Below are 20561 nucleotides of genomic sequence, written 5' to 3'. Positions count from 1 at the left end.
TCCCAGGGGTGGTGTCCTAGGTCGTCGCGGCGCCGGCCGGCTGGTCCAGCAGTGCGGGGGCGAGCTCACGCCAGGCGGACGTGGGTGGCCGCGTGGTGTCGGCCGTGAGGACCTGGACGCACACATGGTCGGCGCCGGCGTCCAGATGCTGGCGGACGCGCTCCCGGAGCACCTCGACGTCGCCGTAGGCGACGATGGCGTCGACGAGACGGCGGCTCGGGCTGCCACCCGGGCCGCCCGGCAGGTCGTCGTCGCCGAAGCCCAGCCTGCGCATACTCGCCTCCTGATGCGGGGCGAGCGAGGTGTACATCCCGACATGCGCCGTGGCCAGCTCGCGGGCCCGATCGATGTTGGTGTCGAGCACGAGGGCCTGCTCGACGGCGAGCAGCGCGTCCGGCCCCATGATCTCGCGTGCCCGTCGGGTGTGCTCGACGGGCACGAAGTACGGATGGGCGCCCGCCGTCCGCCGCGCGGCCAGGGCCAGCATCTTCGGCCCGAGCGCGGCCAGCACCCGGGGGACGGCCGGCGCCGCCGCGGGGCTGTGCGCCGGCGCCGTGTCCATCGCCGTCAGATAGTCGCCCATCGACGTCACCGCCCTGCCCACCGCCGGGATGCGGACGCCGTCGAACAGCATCTCCTGGTCGTCGACCCGGTGGCCGCCGAGACCCAGCAGGTAGCGGCCGGGATAGGCCTCGCCGAGCGCGCGGGTCGCCGCCGCCATGGTGATCGGGCCGCGGAAGGCGATGTTCGCGATGCCCGCCGCGACGGTGATCCGCCGGGTCGTCGACAGCAGTAGCCAGGCCTGGCTCACCGTGTCCCGACCGAACCCCTCGCCGAACCACAACGCCCCGTAGCCGAGCTCCTCGAGCTCCGCGGCGCCCTCGCCGACCCGTCCGGCCGGCTGCTCCTCGAAGGCCATCGTCCAGATCCCGACTCGCCCGAGCCGGGTGCGCAGCTGCGCTGTCACAGGCATCTCCCTGAGGTGGAACACGGATGTCCAGGTAAGCGGACAGCTTGTCCGTTTGCCTGGGCCGAACGATACGGACAGGCTCTCCATTTGTCCATGCCGTACGTTTGAGGTCGCGGAACCGGGTGTTCCGCTGGGCCGCGCGGGCGGTTGGCCCGGCAGACGGAGGTGGCCTGATGGCGTCGACGAGCGAGCCGGCCACCGAGCGGCCCGTGCGCAGCGACGCCCGACGCAACCGGGAGCGGGTCCTCGCCGCGGCCCGGGAAGCGTTCACCGAGGTCGGGCCGGAGGTGTCGCTCGCCGAGGTGGCGCGCCGGGCCGGGGTCGGCCAGGGCACGCTCTACCGGCACTTCCCTGCTCGGGCAGATCTGCTCGGCGCGATCCTGGTCGATGGTGTCGCCACCCTGTGTCGCCGTGGCGCGGAACTCGCCGCCGCGGGGCCCGCGGGTGCGGCGCTCGCCGGCTGGCTGGGGCTGCTGCTCGAGCACGCCCGGGTCAACCAGGGGCTGGCCGGCAGCTATCTGTCGGGCGGCGGGCTCGGCGAACGGTACCCGGTCACCGACTGCCACGAAAAAATCATGGGGATGGCCGCCCGCCTGTTGGCCGACGCGCAGCGGACCGGTGCCGCCCGGGCCGATCTGACCGCGGTCGATCTCGTCCAGCTCATCGTGGGCATCTCCCTGGTCACCGTCCGGACGCAGGACAGCGCGCAGGCCGACCGCCTGCTCGCGGTGGCCCTCGACGGCGTTCGTGTCGGGATGGCGACAGGTCGCCCCTGATCCGCCGCGGCGTATTCCCGATGAACATCCGGATAGGGTGCAATCGCGTGGGCCCGCGTTTTCCTGTGCCCTGTCATCACGTCTTTCCTGATGCGGATCGTCCTGTCCGGGTTGCTGCCCGGGTTGACGTCCGATGTGGGGCCGAACGAAGTTGTCCCGGTGTGGCATGAGCCGGGGAGGACCACGATTTCCGGTGGTGTCCGACCCGCGTGTCGGGTTGCCCACGTCGCCCGGCGCGTCGGATGCGTGACGCCGGGGGTGTTCGTAGGGTGAGGTCCGGCCGGCCGTAGGCGGCCGCCGGAGCACCGGCGGCGAGAGTCGACGCGCGCGGTGGTCGTCGGCGGCAGTGGCCGTCGTCGGTGGTGGTCATCAGTGGCGTCAGTCGTCAGCGAGGGGGGGACAGGTCGTCGTGCCTCTCACTCCGGGTGGGTTCACCGCGTCGTCGTCTCGGCGTCGAGGTCGTGGTCGGCGTCGTGCGATCATCGCGGCGGTGGTGGTCGTCGTGCTGGCCGCGGCCAGCGGGGTCGGCTACGTCCTGAAGAACCGGGCGGACGACCAGGCCGCCGACAGGCGGGTCCGGACCGCGGCGGCCGCCTACCTCGCGGCCTGGCGAACCCTGGCGACCACCGGCGGCGCCGCCACCCCCAGCGCCTCCGGGTCGCCTGGCGGCGCCAGCTCGGCGACCTCGGGTGCGGCGACCTCGGGTGCGGCGACCTCGGGTGCGGGGAGTGCCGGCAGTGACCAGGCCGGCCGGGCCGCGGTGACCGCGGCGACGGTGACCGGCAGCACCAGCGTGGCGACGCTGCTCGCGACCATGGCCGACGTGCGGGACCGGCTGCTGGTCACCGGGGCGACGTTCACGCCCGGGTCGGTCAGCCGGCGCGGTGGGGTGGCCACCGCGCCGTACGTGGCGAAGCTGGACCTCTCGGGTCTGCCGAGTCCGCTGGAGTACGCCGGGGTGCTGAACCTGACCTCGACCGATCACGGCTGGAAGGTCCGCGCGGACCTGCCCGCCGTCCACCCGGCGCTGCGGGCGGGGCTGGTGCTGGACCGGACCGCGTCCACCGGGCACCGGGGGGAGCTGGAGTCCGCCGACGGCCAGCCACTGCGCTCCTCCGGTGACCTCGCCAGCAACCTGGTGGGTCGCACGGGGCCGTTGTCGGGTCTCGAGCGGGTCTATGACGACCGGCTGCGCGCCCAGGGCGGCGCGGTCGTCGTGCGCGCGGCCGCCACCCGCGACGCCCAGGGCCAGGTGGTACCGGGCAAGGTGGTGCAGACCCTGCGCACCTATCCGATGACCGACGGCCAGGCCGTGCGGACCACCCTGGACCTGCGGGTACAGCAGGCCGCCGAGCAGGCGCTGGCGACCGCGGCGCGCCCGACCGCGGCGATGGTCGCGATCGACACCCGCACCGGTGGGGTGCTGGCGCTGGCGAACCATCCGGCGACCGGGGCGAGCCGGGCGGTGCGCGGCAAGTACCCACCCGGATCCACCTTCAAGATCATTACGGCGACGGCGGCGCTGATGAACGGGCGGGCCGCGAACACCCCGCTGGACTGCACCCAGTCGGTCAGTGTCGACGGGCGGACGTTCCAGAACGCCGAGGCCGAGCAGTTCGGCACGATCCCGCTGCGCACCGCGTTCGCGAAGAGCTGCAACACCGCGTTCATCCGGCTGGAGGAGTCGCTGCCCGCGAACGCCCTGGCCAAGGCCGCGGCGCTCTACGGCTTCGACGGCACCTCACCGCTGGACATCGCGAGCTTCGGCGGCACCTTCCCGACCCCGCGCGACGGTGCGGAGTCGGCGTCGGCGTCCATCGGGCAGGCCCGGATCGAGGCCTCACCCCTGCAGATGGCGAGCGTGGCGGCGGCCGTGGCCAGCGGCACCTGGCGCCAGCCGTTCGTCGCCGGGCAGCCGGCGCGCAGCAACGCGATCCCGACGAACGTGCTCGGGCCGCTGCGCGACTTCATGCGGGCGGTGGTCACCGAGGGCACGGCCGCGGCAGTCCCGATGCCCGGTGAGGTGTTCGGCAAGACCGGCACGGCCGAGTACGCCGACGGCGACCCGCCGCCGACGCACGCCTGGTTCGTCGGTTACCGCGGCGACGTCGCGTTCGCCGTCGTCGTCGAGGACGGTGGCTTCGGCGCCGAGACCGCCGCGCCGATCGCCGCCCGGTTCCTGACCGCGCTCGACGGCGGTCAGATCGCCCCCAACCCCGCCGTCGGCGGTCGCTGACCGGAGTCGGGGCACGGCGTTGCTTGACGTACGGCCGGAACTCCGGCACGGTAGTTCCGTGCACATCCTGCTTCTCGTACGTCCGATGCGTTCGTAGTCGACAACCTCGACTCCGTGCGCCGCCCCTCAGTGCCCTTGGCACGAGGGGCTTTTTCGTGCCCGGCGGGTTTTCACCCCCGATATCGCCATCTCCACGGCCTCAAGGAAGACGCCCAGATGACACGAGAGATCACCGGAGCCCAGTCGCTCGTCCACTCCCTCGAGGCGGTCGGAGCCGAGGTGGTCTTCGGCATTCCGGGTGGCGCGATCCTGCCCGCCTACGACCCGTTGTTCGACTCGACCCGAGTGCGGCACATCCTCGTTCGTCACGAGCAGGGCGCCGGGCACGCGGCCGAGGGCTACGCCCAGGCCACCGGTCGGGTCGGCGTCTGCATGGCGACCTCCGGCCCGGGCGCGACGAACCTGGTCACCCCGATCGCCGACGCCTACATGGACTCGGTGCCGATGGTGGCCATCACCGGCCAGGTCGCGAGCGCCTCGATCGGTACGGACGCCTTCCAGGAAGCGGATATCTGCGGCATCACGCTGCCGATCACCAAGCACAACTTCCTCGTCCAGTCCGCGGACGACATTCCCCGCACGATCGCCGAGGCGTTCCACCTGGCCGGCACCGGGCGACCCGGTCCGGTGCTGGTCGACCTGCCCAAGGACATCCTGCAGTCGCTGACCCGGGTGCTGCCGCACGAGGCGTGGCCGCCGACGCTCGACCTGCCGGGCTACCGGCCGGTCACCCGCCCGCACGCCAAGCAGGTGCGCGAGGCGGCGAAGATGATCAGTGGCAGTCATCGGCCGGTGTTCTACGTCGGCGGTGGGGTGCTCAAGGCCCGGGCGGCGGCGCAGCTGCGCACGCTGGCCGAGATGACCGGCATTCCGGTCGTCACCACCCTGATGGCCCGCGGCGCGTTCCCCGACTCCCATCCGCAGCACCTGGGCATGCCCGGGATGCACGGGTCGGTCGCCGCGGTCACCGCGTTGCAGAAGGCCGATCTGCTCATCACCCTCGGTGCCCGGTTCGACGATCGGGTCACCGGCAAGCTCTCGTCGTTCGCGCCGAAGGCCGCCGTGATCCACGCCGACATCGACCCGGCCGAGATCGGCAAGAACCGCATGGCCGACGTGCCGATCGTCGGTGACTGCCGCGAAGTGATCAACGATCTGATCGCCGCGCTCGTCGCCGAGCCCCGCCCGGACCTCGAGGCCTGGTGGCGGGCGCTGGACGGCTGGCGGCGCACCTACCCGCTCGGCTACGACACCCCGCCCGACGGGTCGCTCGCCCCGCAGCACGTCATCGAGCGCCTCGGTCGCATCTGCGGCCCGGAGACCATCTTCAGCGCCGGGGTCGGCCAGCACCAGATGTGGGCGGCGCAGTTCATCGCCTATGAGCACCCGTACACGTGGTTGAACTCCGGTGGTGCCGGGACGATGGGGTACGCCGTTCCCGCCGCGATGGGCGCGAAGGTCGGTCGTCCGGAGGCCACCGTCTGGGCGATCGACGGCGACGGCTGTTTCCAGATGACCAACCAGGAACTCGCCACCTGCGCGCTCGAGGGAATCCCGATCAAGGTGGCGATCATCAACAACGGCTCGCTTGGCATGGTCCGCCAGTGGCAGACCCTGTTCTACGATCAGCGTTACTCCAACACCGAACTCGGCACGCATCCCGACTCCCCGCGATCCGGGGTCAAGCGGGTGCCGGATTTCGTCCGTCTCGCCGAGGCGCTGGGCTGCGTCGGGTTGCGCTGCGAGTCCGCGGGCGAGGTGGACGAGACGATCGAGAAGGCCATGGCGATCGACGACGCGCCCGTCGTCGTCGACTTCGTCGTCCATCCCGACGCGATGGTCTGGCCGATGGTCGCCGCCGGGTCCAGCAACGACGAGATCCGGGTCGCCCGCGACCTCGCGCCCGACTTCGACTACTCCGGTGACACCGAGGTGAACCTGTGAGGACCACGCACACCCTGTCCGTGCTGGTGGAGAACCGACCCGGGGTGCTCGCCCGGGTCTCGGGCCTGTTCTCCCGGCGCGGCTTCAACATCGAGTCGCTGGCGGTCGGGCCGACCGAGAACGCCGACGTCTCCCGGATGACGATCGTCGTCGCCGTCGACGACCTGCCGCTGGAACAGGTGACCAAGCAGCTCAACAAGCTGGTCAACGTCCTCAAGATCGTCGAGATGGACACGTCCGTCTCGGTGCAGCGGGAACTGCTGCTGGTCAAGGTGCGGGCCGACCTCGCCGTGCGCTCCCAGGTGCTGGAGACGGTCGCGCTCTTTCGCGCCAAGGTGGTCGACGTCGCCCCCGACGCGGTCACCATCGAGGCCACCGGCACCCGCGACAAGCTGGACGCCCTGATCCGGATGCTCGAGCCGTTCGGCATCCGGGAACTCGTGCAGTCCGGCATGGTGGCGCTCGGCCGCGGCTCACGCTCGATCACCGACCGCAGTCTGCGGGCCGTCGAGCGCTCGGCCTGAACCACCACAGTTTCCCGTCCGAAGTTCCGACGAGATCCCCATGAGAAGAGAGACCCCCACGATGGTCGAGATCTACTACGACGACGACGCCTCGCTGGATGTCCTGGCCGACCGCAAGGTCGCCATCATCGGCTACGGCAGCCAGGGCCACGCGCACGCGCTGAACCTGCGCGACTCCGGCGTCGACGTCCGGGTCGGCCTGCCCGCGGACAGCCGCAGCCGGCAGAAGGCGGCCGAGCAGGGCCTGCGGGTGCTCACCCCGGCCGAGGCGTCCGCCGAGGCCGACATCATCATGCTGCTCACCCCGGACACCACCCACCGCAGGATCTACGCCGAGTCGATCGCCCCGCACCTGTCCGAGGGCAAGGCGCTGGCGTTCGGCCACGGCTTCAACATCCGCTACAACCTGATCGAGCCGCCGGCCGGCGTCGACGTGTTCATGGTCGCCCCCAAGGGCCCCGGCCACCTGGTCCGCCGGGTGTTCGAGGAGGGCAAGGGCGTGCCCGTGCTCGTCGCCGTCGAGAACGACGCCACCGGCAAGGCGCTCGCCATCGCGCTCGCCTACGCCAAGGGCATCGGCGGCACCCGCGCCGGGGCGCTGCGCACCACGTTCACCGAGGAGACCGAGACCGACCTGTTCGGTGAGCAGGCCGTGCTCTGCGGCGGTGCGTCGGCCCTGGTCCAGGCCGGGTTCGAGACCCTCGTCGAGGCGGGTTACACCCCCGAGGTCGCCTACTTCGAGTGTCTGCACGAGCTCAAGCTCATCGTCGACCTGATGTACGAGGGCGGCATCTCGCAGATGCGCTACTCGATCTCCGACACCGCCGAGTACGGCGACGTCACCCGCGGTCCGCGGGTCGTCACCCCGGCGGTCAAGGCCGAGATGCGCAAGATCCTGGAGGAGATCCAGGACGGCACCTTCGCCCGTGAGTGGGTCGCCGAGGACGACAACGGCCGTCCGACCTTCACCAAGCTGGTCGAGGAGGGCAAGCAGCACCCGATCGAACAGGTCGGCGGCCGACTGCGGCCGCTGATGTCCTGGATCAACGCCTGAGGGACCGACCCGGCGCCGTCATCCCGGCGCCGGGTCGACTCGGCCCGCTGACCCGCCCGTGGGTGGCATCGCGGCAGGTGGAGCAGGTCACGGCCGAGTGTGGGCGCGCCGGGGACGTCTGCCTGGAACGCAGGCGACACGCCCGCGCGACCAGGCTGCCCGACCGGTGCGGTGCCAGGGTGATCTTTATGCTGAACATGCGCGTTCAACTCGCCGTCGGGTTTACCGTGGCAGTCATGGCGCCGCGGCATGAGGACCCGTTCGAGGGGCTTCGCCTGAACGAGCGTTTCGTGCGGGGGGCCCGCTTCCTCGAGCCGTCCGCGGACGAACGCGGCCGGTCCTCGGAACCGGCCAGCGGCTCCACCCGATGCCAGGTGGTGCCCGCCCCCCGCGGGCTGCCCGGCGTCTTCCATCGGATGGTGTCCCCACCCGCGCCACCCGGCCGTTCCCGGCGGATCGCCCGGATGGTCACCTTCCTGGCCATCGTCGTCGGGATGATCACCATCACCGTGGTCGCGCTGCGCCAGACCGCGACCCGCGGCGGCACCGGGGTGGCCGCCGCCGCCCGGGCCGGGGCCGCCACGGCCGTGGGCAGCACCCCCACGCTGCGCTCCGCCGTCACCAGTGGGCTCAGCGAACCGCCTGCCGGCTTCACGGTGAGCGCGGCGCTGATCTCGTCGTTGCACCGCGGCGACTGCCTGGCCTGGACGCCCCTGCCCGCGGGCGACATCGACGTGCTGCGCCCGGTCGTCCCGGTCCGGGTCGGCTGCGACCAGCCGCACATCGACCAGGTCACCCGGCTGGTCGACCTGGCCGGGCCGGACGAGAACTTCCCCGGCGCCTCGACGTTGGCGCAGCGCGCCCGGCAGCGATGTGCCGGCGCCCTGCGCGACAGCACCGGCGCCATCGACTCCGCGCCGCATCTCGCCGTCGGCGCCCTCTACCCGTCCGAGCCGAGCTACGCCGCGGGCGTGCGCCGCGGCGTCTGTACGGTGCGGCCCGACGACCTGCGTACGCGCAACGAGCCTATCCGTGTCATCGGGTCGATCGTCACCTGAGCTCCGTGGGCTCCGTGGGCGCCGCGTCCGCCCGAGCCCGCGCGGTAGCGTGGATGCCCGGCGGGTGGCGAGTGTTGCCGGGCGGACGGTTGATCCGACGTCGGGTACTGTGTAACAGCGATGTGTGCGCTCCTTCTCCTTAGCCGCCGCGGCGGGGCCTGATTCAGCTGGCTTCCTCGTCGCGGTGTTCTCGTGCGCCGGCGACGGTATGACCTCGTTCGAGGAAGCAGAAGCAGGAGCGCGATGACCACGCAACCGCAGGTCTCCCCCATCCGTTCGGCAGTGCCGGCCGGGCGGCGTCCCGGCGCGATGCCGGTGGAGAAGTACCGGCCGTTCACCCCCGTCACCCTGCCGGACCGCACCTGGCCGCAGCAGACCATCACCCGCGCCCCGCAGTGGTGCAGTGTCGACCTGCGTGACGGAAACCAGGCGCTGATCGACCCGATGACGCCCGCCCGCAAGATGCAGATGTTCGAGCTGCTGGTCGCGATGGGCTACAAGGAGATCGAGGTCGGTTTCCCGGCGGCCAGCCAGACCGACTTCGACTTCATCCGCGAGCTCATCGAGTCCGACCGGATTCCCGACGACGTCGTCGTCCAGGTGCTGACCCAGGCCCGAGAGGAACTGATCGAGCGCACCGCGCGGTCCCTGGTCGGTGCCGACAACGCGCTGATCCACCTGTACAACTCGACGTCCACGCTGCAGCGTCGGGTCGTGTTCGGGCTGGAGCGGGCCGGCATCACCGAGATCGCCGTGCAGGGTGCCCGCTGGTGCGCGCAGTACGCCGACAAGCTGCTGGGTGACACCAACGTCCGCTGGCAGTACAGCCCCGAGTCGTTCACCGGCACCGAACTCGACTACGCCGTCGAGGTGTGCGAGGCGGTGATGGACGTCTGGGAGCCGACGGCCGAACGTCCGGTGGTGCTGAACCTGCCGGCGACGGTGGAGATGTCCACCCCGAACGTCTACGCCGACCAGATCGAGTGGATGGGTCGCAACCTGACCCGGCGCGAGGCGGTCATCCTGTCCCTGCATCCGCACAACGACCGCGGCTGCGCGGTGGCGGCGGCCGAGCTCGGCGTCCTGGCCGGCGCCGACCGGGTCGAGGGCTGCCTGTTCGGCAACGGTGAGCGCACCGGCAACGTCTGCCTGGTCACTCTCGGCCTGAACCTGTTCTCCCAGGGCATCGACCCGATGATCGATTTTTCCGACATCGACGGTGTGCGCCGCGCGGTGGAGTACTGCAACCAGCTGCCCGTGCACCCGCGCCATCCCTATGGCGGCGACCTCGTCTACACCGCCTTCTCCGGTTCCCACCAGGACGCCATCAAGAAGGGCTTCGAGGCGATGGCGCGCACCGGGCAGACCCTGTGGGAGGTGCCCTACCTGCCGATCGATCCGAAGGACGTGGGCCGCACCTACGAGGCCGTCATCCGGGTGAACAGCCAGTCGGGCAAGGGTGGGGTCGCCTACCTGCTCAAGGCCGAACACTCCCTGGATCTGCCGCGCAAGCTGCAGATCGAGTTCTCCGGGGTGGTCCAGCGGCACACCGACGCCGAAGGCGGCGAGGTCACCGCCGAACAGCTGTGGCGGATCTTCTCGGACGAGTACTTCCTGGCCGGCGGGGCCGACCGCGGCCCGCTGGAACTGCTGGGCTCGCGGACGACCGCCGCCTCGGGGGAGCGGGACGAGGTCTCGGTCTCCGTCCGGGTCGACGGGGCGGACACGAGCATCACCGGCGTGGGCAACGGGCCGATCGACGCGTTCGTCGCGGCGCTGGCCACCCGCGGTCTGCCGGTGCGCATCCTCGACTACAACGAGCACGCGCTGGGCTCCGGCGCCGACGCGCGGGCGGCGGCCTACCTGGAGATCGACGTTGACGGCACCATCTACTGGGGTGTCGGGATCGACCCGAACATCGTCACGGCGTCGCTGCGGGCCGTGGTCAGCGCGGTGAACCGGGCCGCCCGTGCCACCGGCACCGCCCCGGGTCAGCTGCCCGGGTCAGCCGTGGCCACCCAGCGCTCCGCCGAGACCAGCGGCGCCCCGGTCGCCTGACCGACACGCCCTGGCGGCGCCCCCGCCTGCTCCGCTCGCCCGTCCGCTGGTCCGCCGATCAGCGGCCCGGCGGGCGGGCCAGGCGGGCCGCTGTCAGCCTGGCCGTTCGGTGCGTGCGACGGTGCCGGTGATATCGCCGCGCACCTCGTCCAACAGGGCATCGGGAACATCGGTCATGCCATGGTCGACGCGGGCGTGGGTGTCGACCGAACGCAGCAGGTCCGCCTCGTTGGCGGCGGTGATCCGGGTCTCGCAACCGTGAATGATCGCCCCGCAGTAGAATTCCTTCATTGCCGGCCGGCGCAGGGTGATCTCCGTGGGCCGGGAATGGCCGACGAGCGCCGGGCTCGGCGCCATCAGGGCCTGCGCGGTCCAATACCGGTTTCGCCTCATGTCGACAGCTCCGCAAGGCGCAGCATCAGGCTCTCCATCCTGACCAGGCCGAGTGGTCGGCCCATCTCGGTCACGATTATCACCGGGTCGAACCGGTTGGCCCGGGAGCGGGTCATCGCCCGCCGCGCCACTTCGGTCACCGGTTCCTCGGGGCGGGCGAACAGCGTGGTCGGCATCCGGCGCAGTTCACCTCCGCCCGCACTGACGTGCAGGGCGACCGGTCGGCACCGGTTGGAGACAATGATCGCCGCGCGTGGGTTCTGCTCGTCGCCCCGATCGTGCGCGGTGTCCGGCGGGCCGGCCGGGGCGCGCATCGGGCAGCTCGGGCAGTCGGTGGACATCGCGCAGTGCCCCGAATCGCCGATACTCACCGTGGCCCGTTCCATCAGGCTCTCGATGCTCGCGGCCCGGTTGGTGCGCTCGGACAGCTGCCGCAGCCGACGGGCCACCCCGGCGTCGAGCTGCTGCCAGTCCGGCCTCGGCCGGCCCAGCAGGAACCCCTGCCCCAGCGGGACGCCCAACGCCACCAGCATGGCGAGCTCGTCGGCGCGTTCGACCCCCTCGGCGATCACCCAGCCGTTGAGCCGGCTCGCGAAACCACCGACCAGTTCGGTCAGCGCGATCTTGACCTGGTCGTCGTCGATGTTCACGACCAGGGAACGGTCCAGTTTGACGAAGTCCGGCCGGACCCGGGCGATCTGGCGCAGCCCGGCGTAGCCGGAACCGACGTCGTCCATGGCGATGAACGCGCCGCGGTCGCGCAGTTCGCTGGTGATGGCGGCGAGCTCCGCGGTGTCGTCGAGATCCACCGTCTCGTTCAGTTCGAGCACTATCCGGCGCAGGTCGGCATCCTGCCAGACCTGGGCGACCGGCGGCTCGCCCAGCAGGTGCGGCAGCACGTTGACCGCGAGGAAACAGCGCTCGGGCATCCGGTCACGGGCGGCCAGCGCCGCGGCCAGGACCCGGGCCTCCAGCTCGGCGGCCACACCGTGATGGACCGCGGCGGCGAAGATCCGGTCGGGGGAGACCCCGGGATGGCTTTCGAAACGAGCCAGGGCCTCGTAGCCGGCGATCACCCCACGCTGTAGATCCACCACCGGCTGGAAGTGCAGCGTCGGCTCGGTGGGATCGCGCAGAACACGGTCGAGATCCGGTGGTTCCGCCTCGTGGCCGGCCGCGGCCGACCCGGCCACGGCGACCTGACCGGCCGACGGCGGGCTGGCACTCGGCGCCCCGGTGCGTGCGGCCGACACCGCGGCGGTCGCTGTCGACCCCGTGGTGATGGACGCAGTGGTCGCCGTCGTGGTGGTCGCCGTCGTGGTGGTCGCCGTGATGCTGGTCGTCGGTGGGCGTGCTCGGCTGGCCGAAACGGCGCCGAGATCGGCCTCGCCCTCGGCACGGCTGCCCCCGGCGGCTCCAGATGGAGACCGCGGTCGGGTAATCATGCGCCGTGCACCCCCTCGCTTCAAGCACGTCGCACTGTCCTGGTAAGGGAATTTTTTACCATCTGATCCGTGCGGATGGCGTGAGTACCGTCCGGAGTTGTGGGTCCCGCGCTCTTTTGGGTAACCGGCGAGAAATGCCATGATTAACGACAGTCGCATTTCGGGCGTCGGGCCCGTGGGGTGGCGCATGGCGGATGGTTCGCGGACCTGGGGTCCCTGATCTACGGCCAGGTTGGAGTGTCGCCAAAAAATCTTCGGCGGCGATGTCGGGCGATGGCCGGATGGATGGCTGCGAACATCCGTCAATTCGTCAACAACGGTGTTGTTCATGGTCGTTGTGTTGCCGGATTTTGATTACTCCCCGCAATCCCGCGGGTGGATTCGGTGGTTGTCCGGCGGGTCTCGGAGGCGGATGCGCGGCGGCGGGGCCACGGCAGCGCCGTGACCGGGCGTAAGCGCAGCACACGGGCCGGGTCGGGCCGCCTCGGGTCGTCGCGGACGGCTACAGTCGGCCTTATGAGGCTTGCGGTGATCGGCGGTGACGGGATCGGCCCCGAGGTGGTGGCCGAGGGGCTACGGGTGCTGCGTGCCGTGCATCCCAAGGTGGAGACGACCGAGTACGACCTCGGCGCGCGCCGCTGGCACGCCACCGGCGAGACCCTGCCCGACTCCGTCCTCGCGGAACTGCGTGGGCACGACGCCATCCTGCTCGGCGCGGTCGGCGATCCCGGGGTGCCCAGCGGCGTCCTCGAGCGGGGCCTGCTGCTGCGGCTGCGCTTCGAGCTCGACCATCACGTCAACCTGCGGCCGGTGCGGCTCTACCCCGGGGTCCGCTCGCCGCTGGCCGGCGATCCCAGCATCGACATGATCGTGGTTCGGGAGGGCACCGAGGGGCCGTACGCGGGTGCCGGCGGCGTGCTGCGCCGCGGTACGCCGCACGAGGTCGCCACCGAGGAGAGCCTGAACACCCGGTTCGGCGTCGAGCGGGTGGTGCGCGACGCGTTCCGTCGGGCGGCCCGGCGGGAACGCCGCCAGCTCACCCTCGTGCACAAGAACAACGTGCTCACCAAGGCCGGTGACCTGTGGTCGCGCACCGTCGCCGAGGTCGCCGTCGAATTTCCCGAGGTGCAGGTCGGCTACCAGCATGTGGACGCGGCGTCGATGTTCTTCGTGACCGACCCGGGCCGCTTCGACGTGGTGGTCACCGACAACATGTTCGGGGACATCATCACCGACATCGGCGCGGCCATCACCGGTGGGATCGGGCTCGCGGCCAGCGGCAACCTCGACCCCTCGGGGGTTCATCCCAGCATGTTCGAGCCGGTACACGGCAGCGCGCCCGACATCGCCGGCCGCCAGATCGCCGACCCCACGGCGACCGTCGCCTCGGTCGCCATGCTGCTCGACCATCTCGGGCACGCGGACGAGGCCGCCCGGGTGGAGGCGGCCGTGGCGGCGTCGCTGGCCTCCCGGGCGGGTTCCGACGCGGCGACGATGTCCACCCGTGAACGCGGCGAGGATCTGGCGACCCGCGCCGCCGGCTGATCCGATCGGGGGGCCGGGCGGGTCGTCGCGTCTCGCCCCGCGTCACCGGCTGGTTATTCTCGTCCGGGGCCGTGGATCCCGCCCCGTTCCTCCCGCCGACCGGTCCGTCTCGAGTCGTCGCATACTGGCCTGGAGTCCGCTGTGCCCATCACCCCCACCTCCAAGATCTGGATGAGCGGCGAGTTCGTCGACTGGGACGATGCCCGCATCCACGTGCTCAACCCGACACTGCACTACGGGTGGGGCGTCTTCGAGGGCATTCGCTGCTACGCGACGGCCGACGGGCCCGCGGTCTTCCGGCTGAGCGACCACATCGCCCGGCTCTACCGCAGCGCGAAGATCTACGTGATGGAGCCGCGGTTCACCGAGGAGGAGGTGGTGGCGGCGACGAAGGAGACCATCGCCGTCAACGACATCACTTCCTGCTACATCCGGCCGCTGGTCTACCTCGGCTACGGCGAGATGGGGCTCAACCCGCTGCCGTCCCCGGTCGAGGTGATGATCGCGGTCTGGCCGTGGGGTGCCTACCTCGGGGAGGAGGCGGAGGCCAACGGCGTGCGGGCGATGATCTCCTCCTGGAAGCGCAACGACCCGAACATCACCCCGCCGGCGGCCAAGGCGTCCGGGCAGTACCTGAACTCGTCGCTGGCGAAGGTCGCGGCGGTCAAGGCCGGGTACGACGAGGCCATCCTGACCAGCCCGAACGGCCACATCGCCGATGGCACCGGGGAGAACGTCTTCCTCGTCTCCGGCCGCAAGGTGATCACTCCGCTGCTCACCGACGGCCCGCTCGGCGGCATCACCCGGGCCTCGATCATGCAGATCGCCGCCGATCAGGGCTACGAGGTGGTCGAGCAGCACGTCGTGCGCACCGATCTCTACCTCGCAGACGAGGCGTTCTTCACCGGGACGGCGGCCGAGATCGTGCCGGTCGTGTCCGTCGACGACCGCCAGATCGGCAGCGGCAAGCCCGGGCCCGTCACGCGGGAGCTGCTGGAGATCTTCCACCAGGCCACCCGGGGCGAGCTGGAGCGCTACCGCTCCTGGAACGAGCTCGTCCAGAGCTGAGCCCGCCACCCGTCGACTCCCTCCCTCGGGGTGGCGAATGTCACGCCGAGGGCACGCCGATTTCCGCTTCGGTCTGGTAAAAGCGCCGGACCAGGCTTACCGTCGCCTGTGAAGCGTTCACGAACGCACAAGCGTCGGGGGGCGGACGTCGGGAGGCGACGTGCAGGTCTCGGAGGGGATGAGCTCCCTTGTACTCATGATCGGTCCTGGGCACACCCTGCGCCAGGCGGCTCGGCTGATGGCCGCCCGGCGGGTCGGGGCGGCGGTGGTGCACGACGCGGACAGTCAGGGCTACGGCATCCTGACCGAACGGGACGTGCTGCGGTCGGTGGCGGCCGGGCAGGACGCCGACGTCGAGCTCGCGGGCGACCACCTCACCCGCGACGTCGTCTTCGCGGATCCGGGCTGGTCGCTCGACGAGGCGGCCGCCGCGATGCTGCGCGGGGAGTTCCGTCACCTGATCGTGACCTCCGGTGGCGAGGTCGCGGGCATCCTGAGCATGCGCGACGTCGTGCGTTGCTGGAGCAGCAGTCGCGTGACGGCCTGAGGTGTCAGGTGTGCCGCCGCACGCCGCACGCGGTCCGTCCGGCCCGTCCGTACGGGCTTTGTCGACGGCTGCGGCACACGAGGGGGACCGGCAACGCTACGGTCACCGCATGCACGACAACGAGGCGGTCGCCCTACTTCGCGCGACCACACTGCTGAAGGAGCTGGACGAGGAGGATCTGCTGCGCCTGGCCGCCCGCGCGGTCACGCGGCGATTCCGACGGGGGCAGGTGGTCTTCAGCGAGGGGGAGCCCGCCGACACCCTGCTCGTGGTCGCCAGCGGCAGACTGAAGGTGCTCACCAAGGCCGATGACGGTCGCGATCACGTTCTGAACATCGCCGGGCCGCAGGAGACCCTGGGCGAGCTCAACCTCGTCGAGGCGGGCACCCGCTCGGCCAGCGTCGAGGCGCTCGAACCCAGCACCGCGCTGGTACTCGATCGGGCGGCGGTATGGGAGCTGGTCCACGAACGTCCCGCGGTCGCCGAGCAGCTGATCCGAGCTCTGGTCGCCCATGTGCGGCGGCTGACCGGCGCCAACGCCGACCTGGTGTTCCTCGACCTGCCGCGCCGGGTGGCGAAGCTGCTGTTGTTGCGGATGCGCGAGGCGGGCCGCCCGGTGATCGAGCTCGGCCTCACCCAGACCGAGATCGCCTCGCTGCTCGGCGGCTCCCGGCAGTCGGTCAACCAGGCGTTGCGGGAGTTCGAGCGGCGGGCCTGGATTCTGTCCGAAGGCCAGACCATCACGATCATGCAGGTCGACCGGCTGCGTCGCTTCGCCGGCGACTGAGCGCACCGCACACGGCGTGAGGCGCCCGGCGGTGGGGCGGCGCCATGGCGCACATCACACTGTTCACATGTCAGGCCTGTTACACGTAGTCTGGTCCTCCGGCGGCGAACCCGTCTCCGTCGCGCGTTCCGGTCGCTGACCCATGGGGCCGGGCGCGTGGCGGCCCAGGTTGCCCGCCTGCCGGCCGCTTTCGCCGGAGTGTGGTCCACGTGCGGCTGGGGGAGCGTGCAGCGGCCGCGTCGGTCTGGTCCCGCGGCCCCATCCGATCCACCGGAGAGGCGCCCGGCGTGCGGCCATACGATCCCGATTCCCTGCACATCTACGACACGACCCTGCGGGACGGCACCCAGCAGGAGGGCCTGTCCCTGTCCGTCGGAGACAAGCTGACGGTCGCGCGCCATCTGGACGACCTCGGCGTCGGTTTCATCGAGGGTGGCTGGCCGGGGTCGAACCCGAAGGACGCGGAGTTCTTCGACCGGGCCCGTTCGGAGCTGTCGCTGCACACCGCCCAGCTGGCCGCGTTCGGTGCCACCCGGCGGGCCGGCCGGGTGGCCGCCGACGATCCGCAGGTCGCCGCGCTGCGTGAGGCCGGCACGTCCGTCGTGTGCCTGGTGGCCAAGTCCGACCTGCGCCACGTCGAGCGGGCGCTGCGTACCGACGCCGCCGAGAACCTGGCGATGATCCGGGACACCGTCGCGCATCTGCACGCCGAGGGCAAGCGGGTCTTCCTCGACGCCGAGCACTTCTTCGACGGCTACCTGGCCCACCCGGACTACGCCCTCGCGGTCGTGCGGGCCGCGGCCGAGGCCGGCGCCGAGGTGGTCGTGCTGTGCGACACCAACGGCGGCATGCTGCCCGGGCGCATCGGCACCGTCGTCAGCGACGTGCTGGCGGCCACCGACGCGCGCCTGGGCATCCACTGCCACGACGACGCCGACTGCGCGGTGGCGAACTCGCTGATCGCCGTCGAGGCCGGCGTCACCCATGTGCAGGGCACCGCCAACGGCTACGGCGAGCGCTGCGGCAACGCGAACCTGTTCAGCATCATCGCGGGTCTGGAGACCAAGCTCGGCCAGGCCGTGCTGCCCCCCGGGCGCCTCGGTGAACTCGTCCGGGTCGCCCACGCCATCGACGAGGTGACCAACTCCGTCCCCGACCCGCACCGCCCCTACGTCGGGACGAGCGCCTTCGCGCACAAGGCCGGTCTGCACGCCAGCGCCGTCAAGATCGACCCGGACATGTACCAGCACATCGACCCGGCCGTGGTCGGCAACGACATGCGGATGCTGGTCTCCGAACTCGCCGGCCGGGCCACGCTGGAGCTCAAGGGCCGCGAGATCGGGCTGGACCTCTCCGACGAGCGCGACGCCCTCGGACGCATTCTGGAGATCATCAAGAGCCGCGAGGCCGCCGGGTTCGCCTACGAGGGCGCCGAGGCGTCCTTCGAGCTGCTCCTGCGCGACGAGGTCAGCGGCCGCCAGCGCTTCTACACCCTGGAGTCCTGGCGGGTCATCGTCGAGCAGCGCCCCGGCGGCGAGGTGGTCAGCGAGGCGACGGTGAAACTCACCTCGCACGGCTCCCGTCACGTCGCCACCGCCGAGGGCAACGGCCCCGTCAACGCGCTCGACCGGGCCCTGCGTCTGGCGCTGGAGAAGTCCTACCCGGGCCTTGCCGACCTGGAGCTCGTCGACTACAAGGTGCGCATCCTGGACGGTCGCCAGGGCACCGGGGCGGTCACCCGGGTCCTGGTCGGCACCGGTGATGGTCGCTCCCGCTGGGACACCATCGGCGTCGACGAGAACATCATCGCCGCGTCCTGGTCGGCCCTGGAGGACGCGGTCACCTTCGGCCTGCGCCGCCAGGGCGAGCGCCCGGACCCCGCCGCCCACTGACCCGCCGCCCACTGACCCGCCGCCCACTGACCCGCCGCCCACTGACCCGCCGCCCACTGACCCGAGGGGCGCCGGCCGGCGGCCGGGTCCGAGATGACCCGCCCGCCGGGAACGTGCTCAGTCCTCGATCTCCTCCCACCACTGGCACCACCAGTCCCCGCCCACCAGCACGCGCAGCTTGGGGTGCCAGCAGTAGGTGATGTCCTTGTCGGTGTCCAGGTAGTACAGGCAGTTGTCGCACCGCTCGGTGCCGTTCGGCTTGCCGCGCAGGATCGCGTCCTCGGCCAGGTGGCCGAGCTTGACGCTGAGCTCCTCGTCGATCGGCTTCGGCTCGGGCGCTCCCACGTCGTACACCGGTGTCGTGTCGAGCTCGCTCACGGTTGTCCTTTCTCGTCTCGCCGCCACGTCGGTGCTCCCGGATCCGGGAGCGCTCCGGTCATCCTGCCCGATTGTCGGTCAGCTTCCCCGTTCTGGCGAACCTGATCACCTCGGGTCAGACGGGTCGCCGCGATCGGCCGATGGACGGATACGGTCGGGGGCGTGCGTATCGCGAGGTTCACCGATGGTTCCGAGCCCGGCTTCGGGGTGGTCGAGGGTTCGGTCGAGGACGGTACGGCCGTCGTCGCGGCCATCGCACCCCATCCGTTCGGTCCGTTCTCCCTCACCGGCGCGCGCTTCGCGCTGGACGACGTCCGACTGCTCGCCCCGGTGCTGCCCAGCAAGGTGCTGTGCATCGGCAAGAACTACGCCGACCACGTCCGTGAGATGGGTGGGGACGCCGCCCCGGCCCGCCCCGTCCTGTTCCTGAAGCCGTCGACCAGCGTGGCCGGGCCGGGCGATCCGATCGTGCTGCCGCCCGACAGCGAACGGGTGGATTTCGAGGGCGAGCTCGCCGTCGTGATCGGCCGCCTGTGCCGGGACGTGTCCCCCGAGCGGGCCGCGGAGGTCATCCTCGGCTACACCTGCGCGAACGATGTCACCGCCCGCGACCAGCAGGCGGCCGACGGTCAGTGGACCCGGGCGAAGGGCCACGACACGTTCTGCCCGCTCGGCCCCTGGATCGAGACCGACCTCGATCCGTCCGACCTGGCGTTGCGCACCACCGTCGACGGCGAGGCCAGGCAGAGCTCCCGCACGAAGCTGCTGCTGCGCGGCGTCCCGGAGCTGGTGGCCTACATGTCGGCGGCGATGACCCTGCTACCCGGGGACGTGCTGCTGACCGGCACCCCGGCCGGCGTCGGTCCGTTGCGGCCCGGGCAGCGGGTCGCGGTGACTCTGGAGGGCATCGGCACCCTGACCAACCCGGTGACCGCACGCTGATCCACCCGGGCCGGCGGGGCGAACGCCGGGCCCTTTTGCGGACAGGGAGCCCAGCCCCGGCGACCTCGCGCCGGGCACCCGGGGCGGGGTCGCCACGCCGACGCGATGTCGGACCTCCCCGTCCGGTCAGTGCGCCGGATGGGGTACAGTAGGCAACGCCGAACGGCCCGCTGGGTAACCCAGGGGGTTGGCGAGGCCCCTGGGGTATGGGGTAATTGGCAGCCCAACGGATTCTGGCTCCGTTAGTCTAGGTTCGAGTCCTGGTACCCCAGCTGCATGATCGGCGGTCACCAGAGCCGATTCGCCGGACCTGTCCGGCATCATGTACAGTAAGTCGCACAGTTCAATATGGTTCCACTCGATGCTCTTCGCAGTGTCGGTGTGGAGGTCTTGGCCCCGTCGTCTAGTGGCCCAGGACGCCGCCCTCTCAAGGCGGTAGCGCCGGTTCGAATCCGGTCGGGGCTACAGCAGTTGTGCATCTTCTTTCTTCCCTCAGAAGGCCAGAGGTATGCACGTGTTTCATGCGTCACAATGGCCCACGGAGCTTTCTCCGTGGGCCATTGTCGTCTGTGGGCCCGGCGTGCCGCCCCTAGCGGACGACGGCCAGCCGGGGCATCGCCGCCGGGTGACGGGCCATCGCGCAGTCACGGCAGCCGCAGGAGCTCGGGCCACCCCGGCCGTGCACCTCGGGGGCCGGGCCGTCGGTCACGGCGAGCGGCTCGATGGTCGAGACCAGCCGCAGCCGGGGCCGTGCGGTCAGCGCCAGGGCGGACTGGGCCTCATCGGCGCGGTCGTCGGCCGGCGAACCCGAGCGGGCCGCACGCGCAACACCGAAGGCGATCGCGGTCGAGGCAGTCAGGGCCACTGGGGGCACGGTGTCCTCC

The 20561-nt window shown here is 71.2% G+C and carries 18 protein-coding genes and 2 tRNA genes; 15 read left to right on the top strand and 5 right to left on the bottom strand.

The genetic code is table 11. From position 1 onward, the window contains the following. Positions 1-16: 16 nt before the first annotated feature. Positions 17-973 (bottom strand): TIGR03620 family F420-dependent LLM class oxidoreductase, encoded by a 957-nt coding sequence (locus tag MXD61_RS13295; RefSeq protein ID WP_372512017.1) that lies wholly within the window; start codon positions 971-973, stop codon positions 17-19. 170 nt (positions 974-1143) lie between these two features. On the opposite strand from MXD61_RS13295, the gene MXD61_RS13290 reads away from it, so the two are divergent. The 7 genes from MXD61_RS13290 (at position 1144) to leuA (ending at position 10680) form a co-directional block, all read left to right on the top strand. Continuing rightward, positions 1144-1746 (top strand): TetR/AcrR family transcriptional regulator, encoded by a 603-nt coding sequence (locus tag MXD61_RS13290; protein WP_248813282.1) that lies wholly within the window; start codon positions 1144-1146, stop codon positions 1744-1746. A gap of 409 nt (positions 1747-2155) precedes the next feature. Further along, complete coding sequence (locus MXD61_RS13285; protein WP_248813281.1) at positions 2156-3982, top strand: penicillin-binding transpeptidase domain-containing protein; 1827 nt, start codon at positions 2156-2158, stop codon at positions 3980-3982. Positions 3983-4096: 114 nt separating this feature from the next. Then, entirely contained in the window at positions 4097-5986 is a 1890-nt protein-coding gene (locus MXD61_RS13280) for an acetolactate synthase large subunit (RefSeq protein WP_308222744.1), read from the top strand. Further along, positions 5983-6510, top strand: a complete 528-nt coding sequence (gene ilvN / locus MXD61_RS13275) for an acetolactate synthase small subunit (protein ID WP_163548600.1) — start codon at positions 5983-5985, stop codon at positions 6508-6510. Before MXD61_RS13280 ends, ilvN begins: the two co-directional genes overlap by 4 nt. 61 nt (positions 6511-6571) lie before the next feature. Further along, positions 6572-7564, top strand: a complete 993-nt coding sequence (gene ilvC, locus MXD61_RS13270; protein WP_248813300.1) for a ketol-acid reductoisomerase — start codon at positions 6572-6574, stop codon at positions 7562-7564. Between the two features lie 236 nt (positions 7565-7800). Then, positions 7801-8622, top strand: coding sequence for a septum formation family protein (locus tag MXD61_RS13265; protein ID WP_248813279.1), 822 nt, complete (start codon positions 7801-7803; stop codon positions 8620-8622). A 243-nt stretch (positions 8623-8865) separates the two neighbouring features. Further along, positions 8866-10680, top strand: a complete 1815-nt coding sequence (leuA, locus tag MXD61_RS13260) for a 2-isopropylmalate synthase (protein WP_374628883.1) — start codon at positions 8866-8868, stop codon at positions 10678-10680. 93 nt (positions 10681-10773) lie between these two features. Here leuA and MXD61_RS13255 read toward each other — a convergent pair whose 3' ends face one another. Both MXD61_RS13255 and MXD61_RS13250 read right to left on the bottom strand, forming a co-directional pair. Next, positions 10774-11073 carry a DUF1059 domain-containing protein gene (locus MXD61_RS13255; RefSeq protein WP_163548603.1) on the bottom strand — a complete coding sequence of 100 codons (300 nt, stop codon included), beginning with the start codon at positions 11071-11073 and terminating at the stop codon, positions 10774-10776. Further along, complete coding sequence (locus tag MXD61_RS13250; RefSeq protein ID WP_248813278.1) at positions 11070-12518, bottom strand: EAL domain-containing protein; 1449 nt, start codon at positions 12516-12518, stop codon at positions 11070-11072. The genes MXD61_RS13255 and MXD61_RS13250 overlap by 4 nt, the downstream gene beginning before the upstream one ends. A gap of 516 nt (positions 12519-13034) precedes the next feature. Between MXD61_RS13250 and MXD61_RS13245 the strand changes: the two genes are divergently transcribed. The 5 genes from MXD61_RS13245 (at position 13035) to cimA (ending at position 18357) form a co-directional block, all read left to right on the top strand. Next, complete coding sequence (locus MXD61_RS13245; protein WP_248813277.1) at positions 13035-14063, top strand: 3-isopropylmalate dehydrogenase; 1029 nt, start codon at positions 13035-13037, stop codon at positions 14061-14063. 141 nt (positions 14064-14204) lie between these two features. Beyond that, on the top strand, positions 14205-15131 hold the full coding sequence (locus MXD61_RS13240) for a branched-chain amino acid transaminase (protein WP_163549406.1): 927 nt from the start codon (positions 14205-14207) through the stop codon (positions 15129-15131). A 160-nt stretch (positions 15132-15291) separates the two neighbouring features. After that, a complete protein-coding gene (locus tag MXD61_RS13235) occupies positions 15292-15678 on the top strand; it encodes a cyclic nucleotide-binding/CBS domain-containing protein (RefSeq protein ID WP_163549405.1) in 387 nt (128 codons plus the stop codon). Positions 15679-15787: 109 nt separating this feature from the next. Then, the gene (locus tag MXD61_RS13230) at positions 15788-16465 is read left to right on the top strand and encodes a Crp/Fnr family transcriptional regulator (RefSeq protein WP_248813276.1); all 678 of its coding nucleotides are present in this window, start codon (positions 15788-15790) and stop codon (positions 16463-16465) included. Between the two features lie 287 nt (positions 16466-16752). After that, positions 16753-18357, top strand: coding sequence for a citramalate synthase (cimA, locus tag MXD61_RS13225; protein WP_248813275.1), 1605 nt, complete (start codon positions 16753-16755; stop codon positions 18355-18357). A 117-nt stretch (positions 18358-18474) separates the two neighbouring features. Here cimA and MXD61_RS13220 read toward each other — a convergent pair whose 3' ends face one another. Further along, positions 18475-18735, bottom strand: coding sequence for a hypothetical protein (locus MXD61_RS13220; RefSeq protein ID WP_163549402.1), 261 nt, complete (start codon positions 18733-18735; stop codon positions 18475-18477). A gap of 162 nt (positions 18736-18897) precedes the next feature. On the opposite strand from MXD61_RS13220, the gene MXD61_RS13215 reads away from it, so the two are divergent. From MXD61_RS13215 to MXD61_RS13205, 3 genes are all read left to right on the top strand, one after another. Then, on the top strand, positions 18898-19677 hold the full coding sequence (locus tag MXD61_RS13215; RefSeq protein WP_248813274.1) for a fumarylacetoacetate hydrolase family protein: 780 nt from the start codon (positions 18898-18900) through the stop codon (positions 19675-19677). A 200-nt stretch (positions 19678-19877) separates the two neighbouring features. Next, a tRNA-Gln gene (locus MXD61_RS13210) sits at positions 19878-19949 on the top strand. 120 nt (positions 19950-20069) lie between these two features. Beyond that, positions 20070-20142, top strand: a tRNA-Glu gene (locus tag MXD61_RS13205). A gap of 124 nt (positions 20143-20266) precedes the next feature. On the opposite strand, the gene MXD61_RS13200 is transcribed toward MXD61_RS13205, so the two are convergent. Continuing rightward, the gene (locus MXD61_RS13200) at positions 20267-20551 is read right to left on the bottom strand and encodes a hypothetical protein (protein ID WP_248813273.1); all 285 of its coding nucleotides are present in this window, start codon (positions 20549-20551) and stop codon (positions 20267-20269) included. Between the last annotated feature and the right edge of the window lie 10 nt (positions 20552-20561).

Source organism: Frankia sp. AgPm24 (genome assembly GCF_023243055.1).
GTDB classification, from domain to species: domain Bacteria; phylum Actinomycetota; class Actinomycetes; order Frankiales; family Frankiaceae; genus Frankia; species Frankia umida.
The sequence above is the reverse complement of the archived record's forward strand: the minus strand, read 5'-3'. Positions and strand labels throughout refer to the sequence as shown.

Bases quoted from the DNA above. Each gene is read 5' to 3' on its own strand.
- MXD61_RS13255 (WP_163548603.1), bottom strand. From the start codon at position 11,073: ATGAGGCGAAACCGGTATTGGACCGCGCAGGCCCTGATGGCGCCGAGC.
- ilvC (WP_248813300.1), top strand. From the start codon at position 6,572: ATGGTCGAGATCTACTACGACGACGACGCCTCGCTGGATGTCCTGGCC.
- MXD61_RS13265 (WP_248813279.1), top strand. From the start codon at position 7,801: ATGGCGCCGCGGCATGAGGACCCGTTCGAGGGGCTTCGCCTGAACGAG.
- MXD61_RS13230 (WP_248813276.1), top strand. From the start codon at position 15,788: ATGCACGACAACGAGGCGGTCGCCCTACTTCGCGCGACCACACTGCTG.
- MXD61_RS13245 (WP_248813277.1), top strand. From the start codon at position 13,035: ATGAGGCTTGCGGTGATCGGCGGTGACGGGATCGGCCCCGAGGTGGTG.
- MXD61_RS13290 (WP_248813282.1), top strand. From the start codon at position 1,144: ATGGCGTCGACGAGCGAGCCGGCCACCGAGCGGCCCGTGCGCAGCGAC.
- leuA (WP_374628883.1), top strand. From the start codon at position 8,866: ATGACCACGCAACCGCAGGTCTCCCCCATCCGTTCGGCAGTGCCGGCC.
- MXD61_RS13250 (WP_248813278.1), bottom strand. From the start codon at position 12,518: ATGATTACCCGACCGCGGTCTCCATCTGGAGCCGCCGGGGGCAGCCGT.
- MXD61_RS13295 (WP_372512017.1), bottom strand. From the start codon at position 973: ATGCCTGTGACAGCGCAGCTGCGCACCCGGCTCGGGCGAGTCGGGATC.